Below are 17,944 nucleotides of genomic sequence, written 5' to 3'. Positions count from 1 at the left end.
ATGGCGCCTGTGATGAGGCCAGGGGTAAGTATCCGACGGTTGCCAAGGGGCGCTGATGTGCCGCCTAATCCAGGCTTTGCCTACTGTTTCGCCTGGAGTCGCCCATGGCCCTCGAAGTACCGCTGCAGACTTGGTGCCAGCAGCACCCGCTGATCGCCGACCTGGTGCGCCACGCCCCGGTCACTTGGTTCAATCCTGGTATCGCGCCCTCCGCCCAGGCCCTGGGCGACGTACCGCTAGGGGCGGGCGATATTGCCGAGGCCAGCGCCCGGTTGACGCGTTTCGCACCGTTCATCGCCTCTGCCTTCCCGCAGACCCAGGCGGCCGGGGGGCTGATCGAATCGCCGTTGTTGCCTTTGCCCAGCCTGCAGGCCGCCTTGTGCGATGAACTCGATATCGCGCCCGTCGGCTCGCTTTGGCTCAAGGCCGATAACCTGCTGCCGATCTCGGGCTCGATCAAGGCCCGTGGCGGCATCTATGAAGTGCTCAAGCATGCCGAGGACCTGGCCCTGGCCGGCGGGCTGCTCAAACCGGGGGACGATTACGCCGTGCTCGACAGCGACGCGGCGCGGGCCTTCTTCGGCCAATACAGCATCGCTGTGGGTTCGACCGGCAACCTGGGGTTGTCCATCGGCGTCATGGGCGCGCGTCTGGGGTTCCGGACGACGGTGCACATGTCCGCCGATGCCCGTCAGTGGAAGAAGGATCGCTTGCGGGCCTGTGGTGTCGAGGTGCGCGAGTACGATGCCGACTACGGGGTCGCGGTCGAGCAGGGGCGGCGCGAAGCCGATGCCGATCCCAACTGCCACTTCGTCGATGACGAGAACTCCACCGACCTGTTCCTGGGCTATGCGGTGGCCGCCGAGCGCTTGCGCGGGCAGTTGCAGGCGGCGGGCATCGTCGTCGATGCCGAGCATCCGCTGTTCGTCTATCTGCCCTGCGGCGTGGGCGGCGGTCCGGGAGGCGTGGCCTTTGGCTTGAAGCAGGCATTTGGCGATGCGGTGCATTGTCTGTTCGCCGAGCCCAGCCATTCGCCGTGCATGCTGTTGGGGGTGTACACCGGGTTGCATGAGCGGGTGTCGGTCTATGACTTCGGCCTGGACAACCACACTGCCGCCGACGGGTTGGCGGTCGGAAGGCCCTCAGGGTTCGTCGGGCGGGCCATGCAGCGCCTGATCGACGGCTACTACACCGTCAGCGATGCCGAACTGTTCCGCCTATTGGCACTGATGGAGAAACGCGAAGGGCTGGCGTTGGAGCCGTCGGCGCTGGCGGGCGTCCCGGGCATGGGTCGCGTGTTGCGGGAAAGCCAGGGTTATCGTCAACGCCTGGGGCTGGATGAACAGCGCATGGCCAATGCCACGCACCTGGTCTGGGCGACGGGTGGCAGCATGGTGCCGCGTGAGGAAATGGACGCTTACCTGGAAAAAGGCCGCGCCATCGTGCATGGCCGCCAAGGGCAGTGACCCGGCGGCCAGGCGCCCAGATCAGTCGGCCAGGGCTTGCAGTTGCCACTGGCCGTCGGTTTCGCGGGCCAGGCCGCTGGCTGGCAGCAGGGCGAGCAGGCGCTCGTGCAGGGCGGCGTCGGTGAACGTCTTGACGGTGGTCAGGTCCAGCGCGCCAGTCAGTGGCAGATCGTTCTTGGTGTAGGACAGCCAGGCTTTCTTCAGCACCAGCAGAACATCGCTGCCCGCGGTGTTGGCGAAGCGTCGGTGCAGGGTACGGCCTTCGAGATCGAAGGTGTGCTGATGGCTGTAGCCGCTTTCGTCGCCGCCCCGTTCCAGGCAGCGGTGGCAACGGCAGGCGCCTTCGCCGAAGGCATTGCGCAGGTAGGCGTTGAAGTCCACGACGGGCTTGAGGCTCAGGCGTTTGTCGACTTCGAACAGGTCGGCGATCAGGGGTTCTTCGGCGCTCACTCGGGATCCTCGTGTGGTGGGGCGTGCATCGGCGGGCACCCTAACAGATTTCGGCCCCGCGGTCTCTGGACGAGCAGATGTCCGGGAACGAGCGGTTCGGCCCGGCAAATGCAAGCGCGGTACTCGCGCGCGGGCATCGCCTGCCGTAACCTACACAGCCTTGGCGCCCAATGCGCCGTCCCTTATTCCTGCGAGGCACCCCGATTGAGCAAGTACCCCTACATCGCCACCGTAACCGTCAGCGCCGAAGACCGTGGGGGTGACGCCGAAGCCATGGAAAACCCCAACATGCGTGTGGGCCTGGAAGCGGTTACCGAAACCCTCAAGAAGGTGCACTTCGTCGGTACCCTGGCCGCGCCGGAAAAATCCGCCACGCACATCTGCGTGACGCTGGAGAACGGCCTCACCTACTACGGCCCGATCGTCAACGGCCACGCCGAACTCGAAGGCGGCTGGATTGCCTTCGAGTCCGACATGCTCACCCCCGAAGAGCTGGGCCTCTAGGGTTCAGCCCAGCGCCGCCAGACACTCCTCGAGGATATCCAGGCCTTCTTCGAGCACCTGTGGCTCGATCGTCAGCGGCGCCAGCAGGCGAATGATGTGCCGCGCCTTGCCACTGGGCATCAGCAGCAGGCCTTTGGCGCGGGCCGACTCGAGTACCTTGGCCAGTTGAGCCGGCGCGGGGCTGCCGTCGGCGTTGACCAACTCCAGCCCGCGCATCGCGCCGGTGCCGGTCAGGCGGCCTAGCGCCGACGTCAGCCCGGTGGCCTTCCACCGTGTGTAGCGGCCAACGATGGCCTGTTCCTGACGTTCTCCCCAGGTCGCGAGATGCTCGTCGGTCATCTGCTCCAGGCTGGCCAAGGCCGCCGCGCAGGCGATCGGGTTGCCTGAATAAGTGCCGCCCAGGCCGCCCTTGGGCAGCGAGTCCATGATCGCCTTGCGACCGACCACCGCGCCCAGCGGCATGCCCCCGGCGATGCTCTTGGCCAACAGCAGCAGGTCAGGCTCGATGCCCAGGCGAGGAAAGGCGAAGCGCTGACCGGTACGGCCGAAGCCAGACTGGATCTCGTCGATGATGATCAGGATGCCGTGATCGTCGCAAAAGCGGCGCAATGCCTGGGCGAAGCTGGGGTCCAGCGCCAGGAAGCCGCCTTCGCCTTGGACGGGCTCGAAGATAAACGCTGCGACGTCCTCCACCGCCAGTTCCACGCTGAACAAGCGCTCCATGGCCTTGAGCGCCTGCTCGCAGGTGACGCCGGTGTCGGCGCTGGGGTAGGGCAGGTGATAGACCGGCCCGGGCAGTTCACCCACCCGTTGCTTGTACGGTGCGACCTTGCCGTTGAGGTTGAGGGTGGCCAAGGTACGACCATGGAAGCCGCCGTCGAAGGCGACGATGGCGCGCTTGCCAGTGGCCCCGCGCGCCACTTTCAGCGCGTTTTCCGCCGCTTCCGCGCCGCTGTTGGTGAGCATGCCTGCCAGTGGGTAGCTCACCGGCACGAAATGCTGCAAACGCTCCATCAGCGCTAGATACGGGCCGTGGGGGGCCGCATTGAAGGCGTAGTGGGTCAGGTGCGTGGCCTGGGTCTGGATGGCCTGGACCACGGCCGGGTTGCAATGGCCCAGGTTCAGGACGCCGATACCACCGACAAAGTCGATATAACGGGTGCCGTCGGTGTCCCAGACTTCGGCATTGCGGCCATGGGAAAGTGTGATCGGATGAACAATTGCAATGGACTGGCTGATACTTTCCTGATTCATGTGCACGCAAACCTTGGTTTGATTTTCTTATTATCCAAGCGCGGCGAAGTGTTGCTTCGCAAACGAATTATTCGATTGCGGTCATTCCAAAAACTATTGCATAGCTCACCTGCGCGGTGACCCCTTCAATCGCCCTGGGCCACCCGCTCCAGGATCCACTGCACGAACGCCCGCACCTTCGGTACCTCCGCCGCATGCTCGGCGTGGGCGATGAAGTGCTTGCCATTGCTGGGCACCGGATGGTCCCAGGCTACCACCAGCTTGCCTTCGGCCAGTTCCTCGGCCACCAGATAACGGGGGATCAGGGCAATGCCGCAGCCTGCGATGGCGGCGCGGATGCACAGGTAGAAGGTGTCGAAACGGGGGCCGTGGTAGCTGTTTTCACTGTGCAGCCCAAGGCCCAGGAGCCACTCGTGCCAGGCCTCCGGCCGCGAAGCGCATTGCAGCAGGCGGTGCTCGGTCAATGCCGCGGCGCTGTCGAAGCGGTGCTGGGCGCGTAGCGATGGCGCACACACCGGCACCACCTCCTCGCTGAACAGCTCAAGGCAAGTGGCCCCAGGCCAGGTGCCCTGGCCGAAGAAGAACGCGATGTCGGCCCTGGACTGCACCAGGTCGAATGGCTCCAGCTCGTTGCGGATATCCAAGTGGATGCGCGGGTGACGATCACCGAAGCCCTTGAGTTTGGGCACCAGCCAGCGGGCACCGAACGTCGGCTGGGTGGCGATACGCAGCACTTCGGTTTCATCGCCATAGCTGAGGATGTAACGGCTGGAGATGTCGATCTGGGTGAGGATCTTGTTCACCTCGGTCAGGTACAGCGCGCCGGCCGGCGTCAGTTGCAGGCGCCTGCGGATGCGCTGGAACAGCGGGTGCGCAAGCATGTCTTCCAGTTGTGCCACTTGCTTGCTCACGGCGCTCTGGGTCAAGTGCAGCTCCTGCGCCGCCCGTGTGAAGCTCAGGTGGCGAGCGGCCGCTTCGAAGCACTGCAAGGCGGTGGAGGAAGGCATCAGGCGTTTTGACATGAGCGATGAGTACCGAGTGAATTTGGAAGGATTTCATTCCGTCATGGAATCATGTGCTTCGAAAAGGTCGTTTGTTGGCCTCGTCTTATTAGATTAATACTGACCTGCATCAACGATGACAACCCGCTGTTGAAACAGGAGAAGAACAATGACTGTCGACGCGTTCGAACGTCTCGGCGTGCCTGAATGTTTATTTGCCCTCGGCCAATACCAGCGTCCGATAGCATGGCATCGATAAGGGCCTGCGCCTGATCTGACCGAAAACAACAAGAACAAGAAAGCAACGCTATTTTGCCTTCTGCTCCCTTTTCAGCCGCCGCTAGCGGCGGTCGACCCATTCGAGGGTTCCCCCATGGCATCGCCACATCCAAAGAAACAGCGCTCACTGCAACATGGCCTGACCTCGCGCCAGGTCTCGATGATTTCCATCGCCGGCATCATCGGGGCCGGTCTGTTCATCGGCTCTTCCAACGCCATCGCCACCGCGGGTCCCGCGATCCTGATCTCCTACGCCATGACGGGTCTGCTGGTTTTGCTGGTGATGCGCATGCTGGGCGAAATGGCCATTGCCAACCCCAACAGCGGTTCATTCTCCACCTATGCCGCCGAGGCCATCGGGCCGTGGGCGGGTTTCACCATTGGCTGGCTGTATTGGTGGTTCTGGGTGCTGATCATTCCGGTCGAAGCCATTGCCGGCGCGGACATCCTCCATGCGTACTTCCCCGGCGTGCCGTCCTGGTTGTTCGCGTTCCTGATCATGGTCATGCTGTCGGCCACCAACCTGATCAGCGTGAAGAATTTCGGTGAATTCGAGTACTGGTTCGCGCTGGTCAAAGTGATCGCCATCCTTGCCTTCATCGGCGTCTGTAGCATGGCGGTGTTCGGCGTCTGGCCGCTGGCCGAGGTCTCCGGTGTCAGCCACCTGTGGGCCAGTGGTGGTTTCATGCCCAACGGCTTTGGCACGGTGCTCGGCGGCGTCTTGATCACTATCTTCTCGTTCTTCGGCGCCGAGATCGTCACCATCGCCGCCGACGAAACCTCCAACCCGAAAGACAAGATTCGCCGCGCCACCAACCTGGTGGTGTATCGCATCGCGATCTTCTACCTGGCCTCGATCTTCCTGGTGGTGTCGCTGGTGGCCTGGAACGACCCGGGCCTGAAGGCGGTGGGGTCCTTCCAGCGCGTACTCGAGGTCTTGAACGTGCCAGGCGCCAAGCTGATGGTTGACCTGGTGGTGCTGGTGGCAGTCACCAGTTGCATGAACTCCGGTCTCTATACCGCCTCGCGCATGCTCTATTCGCTGGGCGCGCGCGGCGAGGCGCCGCGGATGATCAAGCGTATCTCCGGCAATGGCGTGCCGACCGTGGCAGTGGTGCTGTCGACCTTGGCGGGCTTCGTCGGCTGCTTCGTCAACTACGTGTTGCCTGGCAAGGTGTTCGGTTTCCTGTTGTCCACCACCGGCGCTATTGCCTTGTTGGTGTACCTGGTGATCGCCGTGTCGCAGCTGCGCATGCGTGCCCGTGCCGAGCGCGAAGGCACGGAGCTGGCCCTGAAGATGTGGTTGTTCCCTTGGCTCACCTGGCTGGTGATCGGGCTGATCGTCATGGTGCTGGGCTACATGTTGTTCAGCGATGCCTACCGCTACGAGACCTTGATGACGGCGGGGGTGACCTGCTTCATCCTGCTGATCGCCCTGACCCGTCGGCGTGGGATGTCGGTGCTGGCTCCGACTCATTGATCGACAGTGCAAACGGGGCTGCCAGCGCAGCCTCGTCATTGGCGGGGAAGGGGCAGGGCGCTACCATCGGTGGCGTCTTCTTCGCCTAACAACAAGCACAGGATGCGTATGAACGAACACGTACTTTCCCTGCAGGAGCTGGCCGCCCCGGAGGGTACCTGCTATGGCTGTGGTTGCTCGCACCCCAGCGGCCTGCACATCAAGAGCCATTGGGATGAGGATGGCACTCACCTGATCTGTCGCCACTCGCCTGACAGCGGCTTCATCGGCTGGCCGGGGCTGGTCTACGGTGGATTCTTGGCCATGCTGGTGGATTGCCACTCCAACTGGACGGCCATGGCCTATCACTACCGGGCCGAGGGGCGCGAAGCAGGGAGTCTGCCGCGTATCGATTGCGTCACCGGCACGCTCAGCCTGACGTACCTCAAGCCCACCCCGATGGGCGTGGAGCTGGTGCTCAAGGCGCGCGTGGAGGGTGAGGTCGGGCGCAAGACCCGGGTCATTTGTGAAGTCTGGGCGGGCGATGTACTGACCGTGACGGCTGATTCAGTGTTCGTGCGCGTAGATACCGAGAAGCTCAAACTCAAGGCCCATGGTTTGTCTTAAGCACTGCTACCGGCAGGCGGTGCTGAGCCGTCTGTCGAGTGTTGGATACCTCAATTCGTTGAAAAGCCTTACAGGCTTGTCAGTTGAGTCCGATGTGGCTCGTCCAGGGTTGCGAATAGGCTGGTCTGGTTTTCACAACCGACGGTCTAGGATGTTCGTTTAATCCCACATCAAGCTCCCATTCTCGCCTTCTCAATACAGGCGAGTTTCTCCAGAGCATCCGCGACTTTTCCAATCCCCTGATGCAAACGCGTGCGTGATCGCGGCGGGAGCTCCGTGCCCATGCGTCCAGCACCGAGGAGTTGTTTTCATGCGTGCCAGATTCATCCGCAACCTTTTGCCCCTGGGCGGTCTGTTACTGGCCCTGGGCGGTTGCGCCAGCGTTGTCGTGCCGACCGAACAGATCGAGCTGACCCGTCATGCAGTCAATCGTGCCGTGGCCGCCGATGCGACCCAATATGCGCCCGTCGAAATGCGTGCGGCCCAGGACAAACTCAACGCCATGGAGCGGGCCTTGGGCCAGCAGGACCTGGCTCAGGTCCGCACCCTCGCCGAACAAGCCGAGGCCGACGCCAGCTTCGCCGAGCGCAAGGCTCAGGCGAGCAAGGCCCAGGCGCAACTCAGCGCCGCCCGCGAAGGCATCGAGGTGCTCAAGCGGGAAATGCTCGAAGCCCCCGACACCCTGCCTGCCGTGACTGCCGAATAAGGAGCTGACCATGTCGAAATCGTATCTGTTGCCTTGCGCATCGGTGCTCGCACTGGCGCTGGCCGGTTGTAGTGCGACGCCAGAAAACCCAAACCTGCTGGAGGCCCGCGAGGCGTATTCGGTCCTGCAAGGCAAACCGGATGCCAGCCGGCTTGCCGCCCTGGAAACCCAGGAAGCCTACCGCGCCCTGGGCAAAGCCGAACTGGCCTCGCTCAAGGACCGCAAAGGGGCGCAGGTCGGGCAGCTCGCCTACCTAGCCAACCGCAAGATCGAGACGGCCGAGCAGACCATCGTACTGCGCCAGGCCGAAGCCGGCCTGCAGCGTATCGAGGCCCAGCGCACCGAGGCACGCCTTCAGGTGCGTACCGCTCAGCTCAAGGCGTTGCAATCGCTCAAGTCCAAGCAGACCGAACGCGGTACCGTCGTGACGTTCGGCGATGTGCTGTTTGACACCGGTCGCGCGCAACTGCGCCCCAGCAGCGATCGCGATATCCAGAAGCTGGCCGCATTCCTGAACGACAACCCTGAACGCAAGGTGCTGGTCGAAGGCTTCACCGATGCCACTGGCAGCGATGCCTTCAACCAGACACTGTCCGAACAGCGCGCCGCCTCCGTGGCGATGGCGTTGCGCCGTCACGGTATCGAACCCGGCCGGATCACTACCGGCGGTTATGGCAAGGAATATCCGGTTGCCTCCAATGCCGATGCGCAAGCCCGGCAGCTCAATCGCCGTGTGGAGGTGATCATCTCCCGAGGCGCCGAGCGCGTTCCGGCGCGGTACTGATGTGACGGATGGCGCACCTGCGGGCGTGCCATCCGAAACACTGCACAGTCCTTGTGGGAGCGGGTTCGCCAGCGAATGCGGTAGTGGATTCACCAACGTATTCACGGGTAAACCCGTTCCCACAGATGGCGGCGAAAGCCCTAGTAACAACCGATGGCCAAACCATCGGGTTACCCCTACAGTGGTCATTTCCTTGTCTTCAGGAAGTGCCCATGACCGATCTCAGCGCTTTTCCCATCACCCGCAAATGGCCGGCGCGCCATCCCGAGCGCCTGCAGTTGTATTCCTTGCCCACGCCCAACGGCGTCAAGGTCTCGATCATGCTCGAGGAGATCGGTCTGCCCTACGAGGTGCACAAGATCAGCTTCGACAACGATGACCAAATGAGCCCTGAATTCATCTCGTTGAGCGCCAACAACAAGATCCCTGCCATCCTCGACCCCAACGGCCCGAACGGCCAGCCGCTGCCATTGTTCGAGTCCGGCGCGATCCTGCAGTACCTGGCGGAGAAGACCGGCCAGTTGCTCAGCCAGGATCCGGCCACCCGCTACCAGACCCTCCAGTGGCTGATGTTCCAGATGGGAGGGATCGGGCCGATGTTCGGCCAGGTCGGGTTCTTCCATTTCTTCGCTGGCAAGGATTACGAGGACAAGCGTCCGCGGGACCGTTATGTCAATGAATCGCGACGCCTGCTGGGCGTGCTCGACCGGCACCTGGCCGGGCGCGAATGGATGGTGGACACGTACAGCATCGCCGACATCGCCATCTTCCCGTGGGTGCGCAACCTGGTGGAACGCTACAACGCACGGGAGCTGGTGCGGTTCGATGAGTTCAAGCAGGTGCAGCGAGTGCTTGAGGCCTTCCTGGCCCGACCTGCGGTGCAGCGGGGCCTGAAGATTCCAGCGTGAGCCTGCACGCGTTCAGGGTCGTGGTGCGGCCCTGAACTTTCAGAATACCTGGCACAGCAGCCAGTACAGGCATCCGGCCAGGAGCATGGCCGCCGGCAAGGTCAATACCCAGGCCATCAACAGATTGAACAGTGTCCGCCGCTGGATACCCGATCCGTTCGCCACCATGGTGCCCGCGACGCCCGACGACAGCACATGGGTGGTCGATACCGGCAGGCCGAACAGGTCCGCCGCGCCAATGGTGCACATGGCCACCACCTCCGCCGAGGCACCTTGGGCATAGCTCAGGTGGGTCTTGCCGATCTTTTCGCCCACGGTGACCACGATGCGTCGCCAGCCCACCATGGTGCCCAGGCCCAGTGCAATGGCGACCACGACCTTGACCCACAGCGGGATGTAGCGGGTGGCATCGTCCAATTGCTGTTTGAACGCGCTGACCTGGCGATGGGTTTGGGCGTCGAAGCGTGCCAACTGCTGCTTGTCGATAATGCGGATGGTTTCGCTCGCCAGGTACATGTCGTCGCGCACGTTGGCCATGGCTTCGGCCGGCACTCGGTTGAGGGAGCCATAGCCTTTGACCTGCTCGCCGATCATCCCGCTGAGTGCGGCCAATGCGGGGACTAGTTGCGGGCTCGCCTTGGGCTCGGCAATGAAGGCGATCAGCGCCTGGCGTGGGTCGGCCGGGGCGGCTTGAGGCGCACTGCGCACCAACGCTTGACGGGTGCTTTGGGCAACGGCGGAGAACTGCTGTGCCTGCGCCGTGGGCATGGTCTTGTTCAGCGCGTACGCCATCGGCAGGGTGCCGACCAGAATCAGCATGATCAGCCCCATGCCTTTCTGGCCGTCGTTGGATCCATGGGCGAACGACACGCCGGTGCAGGTCAGGATCAACACGCCGCGGATCCACCAAGGGGGAGGCGTCTGCCCTTGCGGTGCCTCGTACAGCTCACGACGCTTGACCAGCAGACGCAGTGCCAGCAACAGCAAGGCGGCACAGGCGAAGCCAATCAGCGGCGAGAACAGCAAGGCGTAGCCCACCTTGCTCGCCTGGCTCCAGTCCACTCCGCTGGTGCCCGCGCGCCCATGCATCAGGGCGTTGGCCACACCGACGCCGATGATCGAGCCGATCAAGGTGTGTGAAGACGATGCAGGCAGGCCCAGCCACCAGGTGCCCAGGTTCCAGATGATCGCCGCCAGCAGCAGGGCGAACACCATGGCGAAGCCGGCCGTGGAGCCCACCTGCAGGATCAGCTCCACCGGCAGCAGCGCAATGATGGCGAATGCCACGGCGCCGCTGGACAGCAGCACCCCAAGGAAATTGCACAGGCCAGACCACACCACCGCCACCGGCGCCGGCAAGGAATGGGTATAGATCACCGTGGCGACTGCATTGGCCGTGTCATGGAAGCCATTGACGAACTCGAAACCCAGGGCGATCAGTAGCGCCAGGCCCAGCAGCAGGAAGGGGGTGAAGGTGGTGACGACGGTGCCGCTGGCGCTGACATCCTGTTTCAGGCTCCAGGCGGTGTAGGCCACTGCGGCCAGCAGCAGACCGATGAACAACGTGAGGGTAGCGCGGCCGGGTCTGTGTGACAGCTGCGGGCGGGCGTCGGGGTGGGCCAGGTCGGTCTGGTTGGCCAGTGACGAGGTTGCCATGGAGGGCTCCGGGTGGCGTCGGGCAAAGATGCCAGGCGGACAAAGCATAGAAGGCATTGCAGGGTCTGCACGTGACCTTGGTCAATGAAGGCCCTAGTCTGATAGGTAAGGCTTGTCACAGGAGAACGCCGTGATCCGCTGCAAACGTGTCTACGATCCCATTGAGGCCGAGGATGGTCAGCGGGTGCTGGTCGATCGTCTGTGGCCGCGAAACAAACGAAAGGACGACCTCCACGGACAATGGTTGCGAGAGGTGGCACCGTCCGATGAACTGCGTAAGGCGTTTCATCATGGCGAGGTGGATTTCGCCGGTTTCACCCAGCGCTACCAGCAGGAACTGGCGGCCCATCCCGAGCACTGGTACCCGCTGCTGGACCTCGCCGCCAAGGGCACCTTGACCTTGCTCTATGCTGGCAAGGACACCGAGCACAACAATGCCGTGGTGCTGGCCGGGTGGCTGGAGGACGAGCTTGAACGCCGCGGGCCGGGAAGCTCTCCGGTGTGCTATGCCCCGTAGATCGACTGCAGGATCCGCCCCCCATGCCTCTTGAATTGGTCCCGGCCACCGACGCCCACCGTACCTTCGCCCGCGATCTGACCCGGCGCGCCATGCTGCCGTACTACCGGGAGTTCGACCTGCTGTGGATCGAGGAAGCTTTCGATGAAGCCTGGGGCTGGCGCGAACAGTGGTTGGTGACAGAGCAGGGGCAGGTGCTGGGTTTCTGCAGCCTCAGCCAGGATCGCCAGGCGTTGTTCATCCGCGAGTTGCACCTGCTTCCCGAGCATAGAGGGCGGGGTGTCGGCGCCTGGGTACTGGAGACCCTGGCCCAATGGGCGGGGCAACGACGGCTGCCCTTGCTGCGGTTGATGGTGTTCAACAGCAACCCCGCGCGTCAGCTCTATGCGCGCCACGGCTTCGTGGAAATGGGCGAAGACGAATGCTTCGTGCGCATGCAGCGGGCGATTGGCGCCAAGTGCTGACCGGTGAGACAGATCGTGACCGATAGCGCAATGATGGCTTGCCAGGATTGGATCCCAATTGGCATAGTGCCATCCGGGTTGATGGCCACTCGCTTGAAGGTCGCCATTGCCGTGGTAATCATGGACAGCAAGGGAAGGGAGTCGAATGAGTGGATTTGGTCCGCGTCTGCGGGAAGAACGTGAACGCCTGGGCCTCACCCAGCGGGTGTTTGGCGACATCGGTGGTGTAGAGCCCAATGCCCAAGGCAAATATGAAAGCGGTGAGCGTACGCCGAGGGCCGATTACCTGGCCGCGCTGGCCAAGCGCGGCGTGGACGCGCTCTATGTGCTCAGCGGCGTGCATACCCCGGCGCCACTGGACAGCCTGACCGTCGACGAGGACCGCGTGCTGGCGCTTTTCCGCCGCTTGCCCGAGGCCGACAAGCGTGCCTTGCGCCATCTGTTGCAGCGCCTGGCGGGAGAGGCGAGCGAGCGGGACGTCGGCCAGGTGCATACGCTGGGTCGGCCTGTGATTTTCGATGATGCTTTGACCTAGTGAGCGCTGCGCGCGAGGAGGCGAAATAGCCACCCAGGTCACTAGGTCAGCAGTGAAAAATTTTGTTAAGGTGGCGGGATCCAATCGCCCCATTGACGAGGTGTCTGTTTGATTAGGGTCTTGGTGGTCGATGATCACGATCTGGTGCGTACCGGCATCACGCGCATGTTGGCCGATATCGATGGCCTGCAGGTGGTGGGGGAAGCGGATTCCGGCGAGTCGGCACTCAAGCTGGCCCGCGAGCTGAAGCCCGACGTCGTCCTCATGGACGTGAAAATGCCCGGCATCGGCGGCCTGGAGGCGACCCGCAAGTTGCTGCGCAGCCACCCGGACATCAAAGTGGTCGCGGTCACCGTCTGTGAGGACGACCCGTTCCCTACGCGCCTGATGCAGGCCGGGGCGGCCGGCTACCTGACCAAAGGTGCAGGGCTGGACGAAATGGTCCAGGCCATCCGCCTGGCCTTTGCCGGCCAGCGTTACATCAGCCCACAGATCGCTCAGCAGTTGGCGCTCAAGTCGTTCCAGCCCCAGGGCTCGCCGTTCGATGCGTTGTCGGAGCGGGAGATTCAGATCGCGCTGATGATCGTGGGTTGTCAGAAAGTGCAGATCATCTCCGACAAGTTGTGCCTGTCGCCCAAGACCGTCAATACTTACCGTTATCGGATCTTCGAAAAACTCTCGGTCACCAGCGACGTCGAATTGACGTTGCTGGCCGTTCGCCACGGTATGGTTGACGCAAGTCTGTAAGGCCCCATGTCCCAAATCTTCGATGCCAGCGCATTCCTGGCGACCTGCAGCGGTCGTCCAGGCGTCTACCGAATGTTCGACGCCGAGGCGCGATTGCTCTACGTGGGCAAGGCCAAGAATCTCAAGAAGCGCCTGGCCAGCTACTTTCGCAAGACGGGCCTGGCGCCCAAGACCGCTGCGCTGGTAGGGCGCATTGCCCAGATCGAGACCACCATCACCGGCAACGAGACCGAGGCGCTGCTGCTGGAGCAGACGCTGATCAAGGAATGGCGTCCGCCCTACAACATCCTGCTGCGTGACGATAAATCCTATCCCTATGTCTTTTTGTCTGACGGCGAGTTCCCACGGCTGGGGATTCACCGTGGTGCCAAGAAGGCCAAGGGGCGCTACTTCGGGCCATATCCCAGCGCTGGCGCCATTCGCGAGAGCCTGAGCCTGCTGCAAAAAGCCTTCTCGGTGCGCCAGTGCGAGGACAGCTACTACGCCAATCGCACCCGGCCATGCCTGCAATACCAGATCAAGCGCTGCAAAGGCCCGTGCGTCGGCCTGGTGTCGCCAGAGGAATATGCCGAGGACGTGCGCCATTCGATGATGTTCCTCGAAGGTCGCAGCCAGCAGTTGGGCAATGAGCTCAACGCCGAGATGGAAAAGGCCGCCATGGCTCTGAATTTCGAGCGGGCGGCAGAACTGCGCGACCAGATCGCCTTGCTGCGCCGCGTGCAGGACCAACAGTACATGGAGGGTGGCTCGGGCGATGTCGATGTGGTGGCGGCCTTCGTCAACCCGGGGGGCGCCTGCGTGCACTTGATCAGCGTGCGGGGCGGGCGGGTATTGGGCAGCAAGAACTTCTTCCCCCAGGTGGGCATCGAGGAGGAAGTGGCCGAGGTCATGGCCGCGTTCCTGTCCCAGTACTACCTGGGCAATGCCGAGCGCGAACTGCCGGGTGAGTTGATCGTCAACGTGACCCACGAAGACTTCGCCGCCATCAGCGAGGCGGTACAGACCCTGCGTGGCCGGGAGCTGGCCATCAGCCACCGGGTGCGTGGCACCCGGGCCCGCTGGCAGCAGTTGGCGGTCACCAATGCCGAGCAGGCCCTCAACGCCCGCCTGGCCAACCGCCAGCACATGGCCGCGCGCTTCGAGGCCCTGGCCCAGGTGCTGGGCCTGGACGAAGTGCCCCAGCGCCTGGAGTGCTACGACATCAGCCATTCGAGCGGTGAAGCCACCGTGGCCAGTTGCGTGGTGTTCGGCCCGGAAGGGCCGCTCAAGTCCGACTACCGACGCTTCAACATCGAAGGCGTGACCGCCGGCGACGACTACGCCGCCATGCACCAGGCCCTGACGCGACGCTTCGGTCGCATCAAGGACGGTGAGGGCAAGCTGCCCGATGTGCTGCTGGTGGACGGCGGCAAGGGCCAGTTGAACATGGCCCGCGACGTCATGCAGGAGCTGGCCCTGACCGACCTGACTCTGCTGGGCGTGGCCAAGGGCGTGACCCGCAAGGCCGGCTTCGAGACCTTGTACCTCAATGACGTGGCCCATGAGTTCACCCTCAAGGGCGACTCACCGGCCTTGCACCTGATCCAGCAGATCCGCGACGAAGCCCACCGTTTTGCCATCACCGGCCACCGTGCTCGGCGCGGCAAGGCCCGTCGCACCTCGAGCCTGGAGGATGTGGCCGGGGTCGGCCCCAAGCGCCGCCGCGACCTGCTGAAACATTTCGGCGGCCTGCAGGAGCTCAACCGCGCCAGCATCGATGAGATCGCCAAGGCCCCGGGCATCAGTAAAAAGCTTGCCGAGTCGATTTATGCCAGCCTGCATAGCGAGTAGAATGCCACCCTCAACCCGCAGCCAGTCGTACCGATGAATATTCCAAACCTGCTCACCGTTCTACGCGTCCTGCTCATCCCGATCTTCATCCTGCTGTTCTATGTGCCCTATCACTGGAGCTACATTGCCGCCAGCACGGTGTTCGCCATCGCCGCCGCCACTGACTGGCTGGACGGCTACCTGGCCCGTCGCCTGCAGCAGAGCACGCCCTTCGGAGCCTTCCTGGACCCGGTGGCGGACAAGCTGATGGTCGCGGTCGCCTTGGTATTGCTGGTACAGGTACATGCCAATTTCTGGCTGACCTTGCCGGCTGCGGTGATCATCGGTCGCGAGATCGTGGTTTCGGCGCTGCGGGAGTGGATGGCCGAGCTGGGGGCGAGGGCGCATGTAGCCGTGTCCAACCTCGGCAAGTGGAAAACCGCTGCGCAGATGCTGGCGCTGGTCATTCTGCTGGCCAATCCGCCGGTGCTGACCTTCTGGGTGGTGCTTGGCTACGCCTTGCTGCTGGTCGCCGCTGGCCTGACTTTGTTGTCGATGGTCCATTACCTGGTCGCCGCCTGGCCGCATCTGCGCGAAGGCTCCGAGCAGAAGTAAAAGTTTTTTTGAATCAAAGGGTTGACGTTGTTTTGCAGATCGCTACAATGGCACCCATCACGACGCGGGAATAGCTCAGTTGGTAGAGCACGACCTTGCCAAGGTCGGGGTCGCGAGTTCGAGTCTCGTTTCCCGCTCCAGTTATAGATCTACAGAGTTCCATGGAAGTCTGTAAGTCGTTGAAAAAAGGGCCGAAAGGCCCTTTTTTCGTTCCAGCGAAAACCACCGAAAACCGGTAGTAGCCGGGCATTTTAAGGCCAGATTTGAGGCCAGAATGGGATAGACCCCAATTCGGTTTTCCAGTGGAGCAGGATCGGTGACGAGATGAGCATTTGGCTTCCGGCAGGTTCAGGAGGTCACCATGGCTCTTTCGGAAATGACGATTCGGCATGCCCGAGTCACCGGTAAGGACTACACACTCGCCGACAATGATGGGCTGATTCTGCACGTCACTGCGCAGGGTGCAAAGCTCTGGCATTTTCGCTTCTACTGGGAGGGCAAGCAGAAGCGCATGTCCTTCGGAAGTTACCCGCAGGTAGGTCTGCGTGACGCACGGATACGCCGCGATGAAGCGCGTGTACTGCTTGCTCAAGGCACCAACCCCAGTGAGCAGCGCAAGCAGCAGCGACTCGCAGTCCGCCTTTCCACTGATCAGACCTTCGACGCGGTGTTCAATCAGTGGATCGCCTTCCGCAGGCTCAGCCTGAAAGAAGGGCGACAGAGCACGCTGTCGCAGATCCTGCGCATTTTTGCCAAAGACATTCGGCCCTACATCGGCGAGCAGTCGATCCATGACATCAACCGCCATGTGCTCATGGATCTACTCAGTCGAATCGAATGCAGAAAAGCCTTCACCACTGCTGAGAAGTGCCGGACCTGGCTCAATCAGTTGTTCCGCTACGCACTGGTACGCATAGCGGGCCTTGAGCACAATCCTGCCGCAGATCTCGATGTGGTGGCAGTGCCCAAGCCGCCGGTGGAGCATAATCCCTTCCTGCGCATGGAGGAGCTTCCGCACTTCCTGGGCAAGCTGCGAGCGTTTCGCGGCTCGCAACAGACGCAACTCGGTATACGTCTGTTGTTGCTGACCGGAGTCCGTACCGGTGAATTGCGTCTGGCGACGCCCGATCAGTTCGATCTGGAGCGCCGCCTTTGGATCATCCCGCCGGAAGTGGTCAAGCAGCTCCAGCTCAAGATGCGCAAAACGCGCCGTCAAACCGCCAAGGTGCCGCCTTATATCGTTCCGCTGTCTATCCAGGCGGCCGAAGTTGTGCGGTTGTTACTGGACCAGGTGGTTCCAGCTCAACGGCATCTACTCACTCATCGAAGCGATCTAAGCAAGCGCATCAGCGAAAACACGCTGAACAGTGCGTTGCGACGTATGGGCTTCGCTGACCGGCTTACGGGCCACGGTGTGAGGGCGACGATCTCAACGGCACTTAACGAGATCGGTTACCCGAAGATCTGGATCGATGCGCAACTTTCACATGCTGATCCGGACAAGGTAAGTTCAGCGTACAACCATGCCGAGTACGTCGAGCAACGCCGTACGATGATGCAGGACTGGGCCAATCGATTAGATCTCTGGGTGCAGGGACATGCTAAGGCGGCCAGCTCACCTTTAACTATTCGGTTGGAGGGAGCATCGCAACTGCCGCTCGGGCTGCAGAATTTACCTCTCGCTCCCGTACGCAGTGTCATGAAGCCAGAAATGAACTCAGTAGCGGTTGAAGACAGTAAGGCTTTAGCCGATCGATTCGGTGCATCCGAGTCGTCAGCTGTTGGGCTGGTTTCTGATATCCAAAGAGAGCGTGTGGAGATGGTTGAAATCTACGAAGCGGCGACCAATTTGCCTCTCCTGTCTTTTGCGCGCCTGGCTGGAAAATCGCGAGACCAAATCAACCGTGATATCAAGGCACGACGTCTGCTGTCACTTAGCTTGGGGAATCGCGGCCAGCGCATTCCTGATTGGCAGCTGGATCCGGTAAAGCACAAACTGGTACTCCAAATCTTCAAGGAGTTACCTCAGATGGAGGCATGGGAAATGTACCGCCTGCTCAGTGAGCCAAACGTAAAGTTTGAAGGAAAAACACCACTAGAAATTGTTGTCCCGGATAACTTTGACTTCGTCCTTTCCTCACTCATTCGGACTGAGTAAAGGTA

The 17,944-nt window shown here is 62.2% G+C and carries 18 protein-coding genes and 1 tRNA gene; 15 read left to right on the top strand and 4 right to left on the bottom strand.

The annotated features are described in order from the left end of the window. The first annotated feature begins 104 nt into the window (after positions 1–104). Complete coding sequence (gene dsdA / locus ACNFCH_RS19565; protein ID WP_416743369.1) at positions 105–1,466, top strand: D-serine ammonia-lyase; 1,362 nt, start codon at positions 105–107, stop codon at positions 1,464–1,466. A 21-nt stretch (positions 1,467–1,487) separates the two neighbouring features. Here dsdA and ACNFCH_RS19560 read toward each other — a convergent pair whose 3' ends face one another. Next, entirely contained in the window at positions 1,488–1,916 is a 429-nt protein-coding gene (locus ACNFCH_RS19560; RefSeq protein ID WP_337159065.1) for a hypothetical protein, read from the bottom strand. A gap of 204 nt (positions 1,917–2,120) precedes the next feature. On the opposite strand from ACNFCH_RS19560, the gene ACNFCH_RS19555 reads away from it, so the two are divergent. Further along, positions 2,121–2,420, top strand: coding sequence for a hypothetical protein (locus ACNFCH_RS19555; RefSeq protein WP_043209175.1), 300 nt, complete (start codon positions 2,121–2,123; stop codon positions 2,418–2,420). A 3-nt stretch (positions 2,421–2,423) separates the two neighbouring features. On the opposite strand, the gene ACNFCH_RS19550 is transcribed toward ACNFCH_RS19555, so the two are convergent. Then, positions 2,424–3,674, bottom strand: coding sequence for an aspartate aminotransferase family protein (locus tag ACNFCH_RS19550; protein ID WP_416743367.1), 1,251 nt, complete (start codon positions 3,672–3,674; stop codon positions 2,424–2,426). A 125-nt stretch (positions 3,675–3,799) separates the two neighbouring features. Next, entirely contained in the window at positions 3,800–4,696 is an 897-nt protein-coding gene (gene gcvA / locus ACNFCH_RS19545) for a transcriptional regulator GcvA (protein ID WP_416743365.1), read from the bottom strand. Between the two features lie 352 nt (positions 4,697–5,048). Between gcvA and ACNFCH_RS19540 the strand changes: the two genes are divergently transcribed. From ACNFCH_RS19540 to ACNFCH_RS19520, 5 genes are all read left to right on the top strand, one after another. Continuing rightward, entirely contained in the window at positions 5,049–6,434 is a 1,386-nt protein-coding gene (locus ACNFCH_RS19540) for an amino acid permease (protein ID WP_416743363.1), read from the top strand. A gap of 108 nt (positions 6,435–6,542) precedes the next feature. Further along, entirely contained in the window at positions 6,543–7,040 is a 498-nt protein-coding gene (locus tag ACNFCH_RS19535; RefSeq protein WP_196165265.1) for a PaaI family thioesterase, read from the top strand. Positions 7,041–7,350: 310 nt separating this feature from the next. Continuing rightward, a complete protein-coding gene (locus ACNFCH_RS19530; protein WP_337159061.1) occupies positions 7,351–7,746 on the top strand; it encodes a DUF4398 domain-containing protein in 396 nt (131 codons plus the stop codon). Between the two features lie 10 nt (positions 7,747–7,756). Continuing rightward, the gene (locus ACNFCH_RS19525; protein ID WP_337159060.1) at positions 7,757–8,530 is read left to right on the top strand and encodes an OmpA family protein; all 774 of its coding nucleotides are present in this window, start codon (positions 7,757–7,759) and stop codon (positions 8,528–8,530) included. Positions 8,531–8,742: 212 nt separating this feature from the next. Further along, on the top strand, positions 8,743–9,438 hold the full coding sequence (locus ACNFCH_RS19520) for a glutathione S-transferase N-terminal domain-containing protein (RefSeq protein WP_337159059.1): 696 nt from the start codon (positions 8,743–8,745) through the stop codon (positions 9,436–9,438). 39 nt (positions 9,439–9,477) lie between these two features. Here ACNFCH_RS19520 and ACNFCH_RS19515 read toward each other — a convergent pair whose 3' ends face one another. Further along, positions 9,478–11,094 carry an inorganic phosphate transporter gene (locus ACNFCH_RS19515; RefSeq protein ID WP_416743360.1) on the bottom strand — a complete coding sequence of 539 codons (1,617 nt, stop codon included), beginning with the start codon at positions 11,092–11,094 and terminating at the stop codon, positions 9,478–9,480. A gap of 130 nt (positions 11,095–11,224) precedes the next feature. On the opposite strand from ACNFCH_RS19515, the gene ACNFCH_RS19510 reads away from it, so the two are divergent. The 8 genes from ACNFCH_RS19510 to ACNFCH_RS19475 all read left to right on the top strand — a co-directional run bounded on the left by ACNFCH_RS19510 (position 11,225) and on the right by ACNFCH_RS19475 (position 17,939). Then, a complete protein-coding gene (locus tag ACNFCH_RS19510) occupies positions 11,225–11,611 on the top strand; it encodes a DUF488 domain-containing protein (RefSeq protein WP_337159057.1) in 387 nt (128 codons plus the stop codon). Between the two features lie 23 nt (positions 11,612–11,634). Next, complete coding sequence (locus ACNFCH_RS19505; protein ID WP_337159056.1) at positions 11,635–12,075, top strand: GNAT family N-acetyltransferase; 441 nt, start codon at positions 11,635–11,637, stop codon at positions 12,073–12,075. A 145-nt stretch (positions 12,076–12,220) separates the two neighbouring features. Then, positions 12,221–12,610, top strand: coding sequence for a helix-turn-helix domain-containing protein (locus tag ACNFCH_RS19500; protein ID WP_337159055.1), 390 nt, complete (start codon positions 12,221–12,223; stop codon positions 12,608–12,610). A gap of 108 nt (positions 12,611–12,718) precedes the next feature. Next, positions 12,719–13,357: a UvrY/SirA/GacA family response regulator transcription factor gene (uvrY, locus tag ACNFCH_RS19495; RefSeq protein WP_043209199.1), complete on the top strand. Its 639-nt coding sequence runs from the start codon at positions 12,719–12,721 to the stop codon at positions 13,355–13,357. 6 nt (positions 13,358–13,363) lie between these two features. Next, positions 13,364–15,187, top strand: a complete 1,824-nt coding sequence (gene uvrC, locus ACNFCH_RS19490) for an excinuclease ABC subunit UvrC (RefSeq protein WP_337159054.1) — start codon at positions 13,364–13,366, stop codon at positions 15,185–15,187. Positions 15,188–15,220: 33 nt separating this feature from the next. After that, on the top strand, positions 15,221–15,781 hold the full coding sequence (gene pgsA / locus ACNFCH_RS19485; protein ID WP_043209203.1) for a CDP-diacylglycerol--glycerol-3-phosphate 3-phosphatidyltransferase: 561 nt from the start codon (positions 15,221–15,223) through the stop codon (positions 15,779–15,781). Positions 15,782–15,845: 64 nt separating this feature from the next. After that, positions 15,846–15,921: transfer RNA gene (locus tag ACNFCH_RS19480), tRNA-Gly, on the top strand. Between the two features lie 221 nt (positions 15,922–16,142). Further along, positions 16,143–17,939, top strand: a complete 1,797-nt coding sequence (locus tag ACNFCH_RS19475; protein WP_416743356.1) for a tyrosine-type recombinase/integrase — start codon at positions 16,143–16,145, stop codon at positions 17,937–17,939. Positions 17,940–17,944 lie beyond the last annotated feature (5 nt).

It is taken from the genome of Pseudomonas sp. NY15354 (assembly GCF_048068075.1).
In the GTDB taxonomy this organism is placed as follows: domain Bacteria; phylum Pseudomonadota; class Gammaproteobacteria; order Pseudomonadales; family Pseudomonadaceae; genus Aquipseudomonas; species Aquipseudomonas guariconensis_C.
The sequence above is the reverse complement of the archived record's forward strand: the minus strand, read 5'-3'. Positions and strand labels throughout refer to the sequence as shown.